Here is a 5,651-nt window from a genome sequence, read left to right on the forward strand (position 1 = left end):
GCGTATCCGGCGGGCATCGCGGCGATGCTGATCGCGGAGGGCGAGCTTTCTGTCCGGACGGGCTGGGGCGAGATGGGTGAAACCCTCGCGTACCATGCTCTGCTGTTCGGAGCGCTCCCGGCTGCACTCGCAGTCGCATGGCTTCCGTTCACGATGGCGTATGCCTGGTGGAACCCGAAGCATGGAGGGGCGATCACCGTGGGGATGTCGGGATTCGCGCTCGCGGTTCTGGCGCTGGTGATGAGCCCGGCGATCTGGAACTCCGGCCCCGCGCTGATCGGCCTCGTCGTCGGGCTCACGGTGCTGGCCCTTGCTCTCCGAGTCACGCCGAGCCTGCAGCGCTGCCGAGGGGCACAAGGGTTGTGGTCATAAAGGTTGCGCGGGGATCGCCGGGGGGCGCAGCTTGGGCGCACACCAGCGTGGGAGCGGGGATGGCGGAAGGCGCAAAAAAGACGGTCAAGGGCGAGCAGACGCGGGCGCTGATCCTGGAAACGGCGCTTCAGCTGTTCCGGGAGCGGGGGTACGAAGACACCACCATGCGCGCCGTCGCCGAACAGGCGGGGATGTCGCTGGGGAGCGCGTACTACTACTTCCGCAGCAAGGAACAGCTGATCCAGGCGTTCTACCACCGCACGCACCTGGAGCACGTGGCCGCGGCCGACGAGGTGCTGCGGACGGAGCGCGCGTTCCGCGACCGCCTGCTGGGCGTCATGCGCACCAAGCTGCAGACGATTGAGCCGTACCATCGCTTTTCGGCCATCATGTTCCGCACTGCGGCGGATCCGGAAAGCCCGCTCAACCCGTTCAGCGAGGAAAGCGCGCCGGCGCGGGAGGAGGCCACGGAGGTATTCGCCCAGGTGGTGCGCGGGTCGGAGGACCGCCGCATGCCGCGGGACTTGGAGGCGGAGTTGCCCGGGCTGCTGTGGATGTACCACATGGGCATCATCCTGTTCTGGATCCACGACCGCTCACCGGGCCACGTCCGCACGTGGCGGCTGATGGAGCGCACGGTGGACCTGATCGCGCGGCTCGTCGCACTGAGCACGCTGCCTCTGATGGGCCCGATCCGCAAAGCGGTGCTGCGGCTGGTGACGGAGCTGCGCGAGCCGGTTGGGGCGACGGAGGCGTGAGTACTTGAGTACTGAGTGCGGAGTACTGAGTGCGGAGTGCGGAGCCGGCCGTGACGGACGCGTGAGCCGCGCCACGCGTGAGGGATTCGCGCCCGCAGGGCCGAGACACCGGAGTGCAGGGGCAACAGCAGTACCGTTGCCCCGGAACGCAGGAGGCTCGGCGCCGTTAGGCACAGTCGTATCGTGCCTTACGGCGCGCGAAGCCCGACCCGGAGCGCAGCGGAGGGGCACGCCCAGAATCCTTCAGCTCCCAAAAGCCCATCGACAAACGACGCCCGCCTCTCCATGGAGGACGGGCGTTCGTGTGCTTCCGGTGGCGCGTTCCGTCAGTCGTTGCGGCTGGGCGTCATCTGCACGGTGGCGGAGTCGATGGCCTTCTGCACCGCCCGGTACAGCTCCGGCTGCGCCTGCTCGGCACGAGCCATCAGAGTACGGACGGGCTCCACCGGCTCGCGCGCGGCCAGTTCGCGGGTGCCGGCGGGGAGCGAGTACCCCACGCTGCTGAACACCAGCATCACCTTCTTCTGCTCCACGTCCAGCAGGCCGCGCTGCGACATCCCCGCCTTGATGATCCCCAGCGTGCGCCCCGGGACGTCCACGGTTTCCGCGCCGATGAACGCGGCGATGGCGGCGTCCAGCTCCGGCTCCAGCCCGGCCTGCTCCGCCAGGTGGGCCTCCAGCGTGTTCGGCGGATACGGGCTGGAAGCGGTGCCGCGCACCAGGTGCGTCTTCTCCGTCTTGAGCAGGCCGAAGAGCGCCTTGCCCTTTCGCGTCTCCAGCCGCACCGCTCCGGCGTCCACGAGCGACCACACGGCCGCGTGCACGGCGGCCTCCATCAGCTTCTCGGAATTCACCTTGGCGCCGGTGGTCAGCAGCTCTTCCTTGCCGGCCAGCATGCCGGCTTCGGGGGCGAACTGCTCCCCGTTCAGCAGCACGAGTTCACTGGGCGCAAAGGTGGCCGCGGTCATTGCGGAGGGACTGGCCTGGGACACGGGGTGCTCCTGCGAGGGGGTTCTCAGGGACGGGCGGCGCCGTTCGCGCCACGCTCGGTAATGCGGCCTTCCACGCGCGGCGAGATCGCCTCTCCCCGGCTGAACGCGGCGGCCAGGGCGTCGAATGCCATCAGCCGCAGGTCCGGCCCGGGCGGCACGCTCATGACCGCGCGGTTGTGAAAAGTGTAGGCGTCGCCCCCACCCATCAGGTAGTCGGGGACGGCGACGACGTACACGCGGGCGTCGTCCAGCGCTTCCCACGCGGCGCCGCGCTGAACCTGCACCTCCGACACGCGCTGGCCCGCGGGGCGCGACCGGTCAAAGGTGAAGCGCAGCCCGCTCACCTGCAGAAAGCGCCCTTCGCCGCGCCCGCCGGACACGGAGCGCTCCAGCAGCGTTTCGCGCAGGTCGCGGCCGCGCAGCCACACCAGCCCCACGCGCGTGGGAAAGCCGAAGGTGCGCGCCAGGTGCTCCCAGCGGATCTCGCCCTCAATGACGTCGTCGATGCGGATGGCGCCCCCGTTGAGCACGGCCACGTCCGCCGGCACGTCCGGATACGCGGTGCGCATCACGTCCGCCAGCCAGTTGCCCCACGCGCTTTCCGTGTTGCGGACCGTCTCTTCCGTCGCGTCCATCCGCGTGGTGCTGCGGCCGATCACCTGATCGAAGAACGGCACCTTTTCGCGGATGCGCCCCGCCCACCGCGCCACCACATCGCGCTGATAGGCGGGATCCACCGGCACGGAGGCGTCCAGCGGGATGGAATCGGCGCGGAGGGCGGGAACGGTGCCGCGGCGGCCCAGCACCACCTGCCAGACGCGGCGCGCGTTGCTGTCGCCCTTGGTGATGGCGGCGGTGCTGTCGGTGAGCGGATGGTGGATGAGAAAGTGCTCGTGGCCGCCCGCGATCCACACCAGCTTGGGATGGGAGCGCCGCAGTCCCGCGATCCGCTGGTCCAGCGCGAGGTCCAGGTGCGTCAGCCCCACGATGGCGTCCACGTTGCGCCCTTCCAGCTCGCGGATCTGCCGCTCCACCGCCGCCACGTACATGGTGTCGGGGAGGGCGTACTCGCGGGGCGCGTCCAGAAAGGTGACGGTGAAGATGCCGATCCGCATGCCGCCGGACTCGATGACGGTGTCCGAGCCCAGGCGGCGGTCCGCGGCGGCGTCGCCGGTGTTCAGGCGGATGTTTCCCGCCAGCCAGGGAAAGCGCGACGCGTTGATGGCGTCGCGCAGCATGGCGGGCCGCCGCTCGTCGAATTCATGGTTGCCCGGCACCACGATGATGGGGGCGCGGGCGTGCAGAAAGTTGAGGGCGTCCACCATCTGCTGGCCGGCGAAGTAGCGGCTTTCCAGCGACGGAGCCAGAAAGTCGCCCGCGTGCAGCACACGCACGGGAACACCGGTGCCGCGGCGCGCACGCTCTGCCAGCGTCACCACGCGCCCCAGCCCGCCGACGCGCCCGTTTTCCACCGCGTCGATGCGATACACGTCGTTCACCTGAATGAACGCCGCCGCGGGGCGGAACTCCTGCCCGCGCGCGGGAACGGACAGCAGCAGCGCGGCCGCTGCGGCCATGCGGATCGTGGTTCGGGCGATGTTCATCAGGAGATTGCGGAACGGAGTTGTAGCAGAAGCGTCGCAGCGTTCCCACAGGCTGGGGGAGCATACGGCACCCCCGGGGGAAACACAAGACGCCCAGCTTGACGAAAGCTTGACAAGCACCGTCAGTTGTCAAGCTTTCGTCAAGCTAGTTGTCAAGCTGCCGGTTGGGCGCCAGCCTGTACCGCATCCCGGGCGCGGTGGCATCCCGCTTGGTCGTCACCACGATGCCCTCCGCGCGTAGCCGGGGGAGCCAGTAGCGTACGGCCGACGGCGACAGGCCCAGACGCTCTCCGATGTCGCGCGCGGAAAGCGGGCCGGCATCGCGCAGCAGCACCAGAATCTGCTTGCCGCGGTCCTGCCGGGTGCGGTCCCGAGGCGCGCGCGGCGCGGCCTGCCCGGCGAGCATGTACGTGCTCCAGCGGCCCACCCCTTCGCGCCGGAGCACGCCGTGATCCACCAGTTCGGCCAGTTCCCGCGTGGCCACGCGGGAATCGACCCCCGTGACGCGGCAGTAGTCGGGATTTGTCAGGCTGGCACCGTGGCGCGCATACGCCAGGGCCTGGCGCTGGGACTGCGCCAGCGGCAGCTCGGACGTCACCGCCTCGAGCCACCCCAGCGTCTGCGGGTCGTACAGGGTGTGGTTGGGAATCACGAGCCGGAACCGCGTCAGGGTGACGTCGAACCGCGGCGGCGACATTCCGGCCCGCCGGAGCTGGTCCAGGATGGAAGCCAGCCCGGTGCCCCGGTTTTCGCACAGCGGCCGGCGCTCTCCGGGAGGCGGCAATTCTTCCAGCAAGCGCATCAGGTGCGCGTTGCGCGACGACTGCACGCCTACCTCGCCCAACTGGTCGGGCTGCACCGGACCGAACAGCCCGCCCGGGCTCAGGAACTCCAGCCGGTCCGGGAACATCTGAACGTGCACCTGCGCGCCGCGCGCCTGCGGCGAGTAGTCGCGGTGCCCCAGCGCGTTCACCAGAGCCTCGCGCAGCACGGTTTCCGGATACTCCCACAGGTCTTCGCGATACAGCCCCTGCACGATGCCGCGCCGCTGCATGTTGCGCTTGAGCGTGCGCATGGCCTCCACCACCACGACGGGAAGCGCTCCCTCGATCTTTACGTTGTCCAGAAAGCGCTCGCCGCCCGGGCCCGGTTCACCCGCCACCAGCCCGGGATAGCGCGTAAAGGAGACCGACAGGTTGGGGAAGCGGTCCTGTGGATAGGGCGCGAAGCAGAGCCACCCGGCGAGGGACGCCACCAGATTGCCGTCCGCGCCGGGCACCAGAATGCGAAGGGTGCGAAGGAGCTGCTCGTCCGACCACTCGCGGTACGGCGCCCCGTCACGCTCGCGAAACCGCTGCAGCATGGCTTCCAGAAGCACCGGGTCCAGATCGCCCGCGCCGGTGCCCGGCAGCGGCTCGGCATCGTGGTGCGGCTGGCCCCGCGATTCAAAGAGCGCCTGCACCTCGTACGGGGTGAGCCGGCGGTCCCCATCTCCCACCCGGACGAACGCGCCGTTGGGCAGTCCGCTGCCCCGGTAGTAGCACGGCTTCTGGTCAGGCGGCAGTTCGGGGAACTCGGCGCTGACGATGGTTGCCCCATCCACGTCCCAGAGCTGAATGAGCGGACGCAGCGGCGGCTCCATCTGGTCCGCGCACAGGGCACCCAGGTCCGCCTGCAGCTTGGCGGGATCACGCACACCGGCGGCCGAGAACCCCGCCTCTTCGTCCACGCCCAGAAGCAGCACGCCCCCGCCCGGCGTGTTGGAAAACGACGACAGCGTTTCCCAAACCCGGCGCGGAAGCTCGGCTTGGGCGCGCTTGGCTTCAATGCCCGGAGTCTCGGAGTCGTGCTTCCGGAGTGCGGTGAGTGCCTCGTCCAGTTCGTCGCGGGTCATCGTTGGCTTGACAAGAGGCTTGACAACTAGC

5 protein-coding genes are annotated in these 5,651 nt (G+C 69.5%); 2 read left to right on the forward strand and 3 right to left on the reverse strand.

What is annotated here, in order from left to right; translation table 11 throughout:
• On the forward strand, window positions 1-372 hold a 372-nt coding region (locus VF665_RS02715; RefSeq protein WP_331051863.1), incomplete at its 5' end, for a hypothetical protein.
• 59 nt (window positions 373-431) lie between these two features.
• On the forward strand, window positions 432-1,130 hold the full coding sequence (locus tag VF665_RS02720; RefSeq protein WP_331051864.1) for a TetR/AcrR family transcriptional regulator: 699 nt from the start codon (window positions 432-434) through the stop codon (window positions 1,128-1,130).
• Between the two features lie 326 nt (window positions 1,131-1,456).
• Here VF665_RS02720 and VF665_RS02725 read toward each other — a convergent pair whose 3' ends face one another.
• The 3 genes from VF665_RS02725 to VF665_RS02735 all read right to left on the reverse strand — a co-directional run.
• A complete protein-coding gene (locus tag VF665_RS02725; protein ID WP_331051865.1) occupies window positions 1,457-2,122 on the reverse strand; it encodes a hypothetical protein in 666 nt (221 codons plus the stop codon).
• 23 nt (window positions 2,123-2,145) lie between these two features.
• Window positions 2,146-3,726, reverse strand: coding sequence for a bifunctional metallophosphatase/5'-nucleotidase (locus VF665_RS02730; protein WP_331051866.1), 1,581 nt, complete (start codon window positions 3,724-3,726; stop codon window positions 2,146-2,148).
• A gap of 145 nt (window positions 3,727-3,871) precedes the next feature.
• Window positions 3,872-5,651: ATP-binding protein (locus tag VF665_RS02735; protein ID WP_331051867.1), on the reverse strand; the 1,780-nt coding region annotated here is incomplete at its 5' end.

The sequence above is a fragment of the Longimicrobium sp. genome (genome assembly GCF_036387355.1).
GTDB lineage: Bacteria > Gemmatimonadota > Gemmatimonadetes > Longimicrobiales > Longimicrobiaceae > Longimicrobium.

Bases quoted from the DNA above. Each gene is read 5' to 3' on its own strand.
- VF665_RS02730 (WP_331051866.1), bottom strand. From the start codon at position 3,726: ATGAACATCGCCCGAACCACGATCCGCATGGCCGCAGCGGCCGCGCTG.
- VF665_RS02720 (WP_331051864.1), top strand. From the start codon at position 432: ATGGCGGAAGGCGCAAAAAAGACGGTCAAGGGCGAGCAGACGCGGGCG.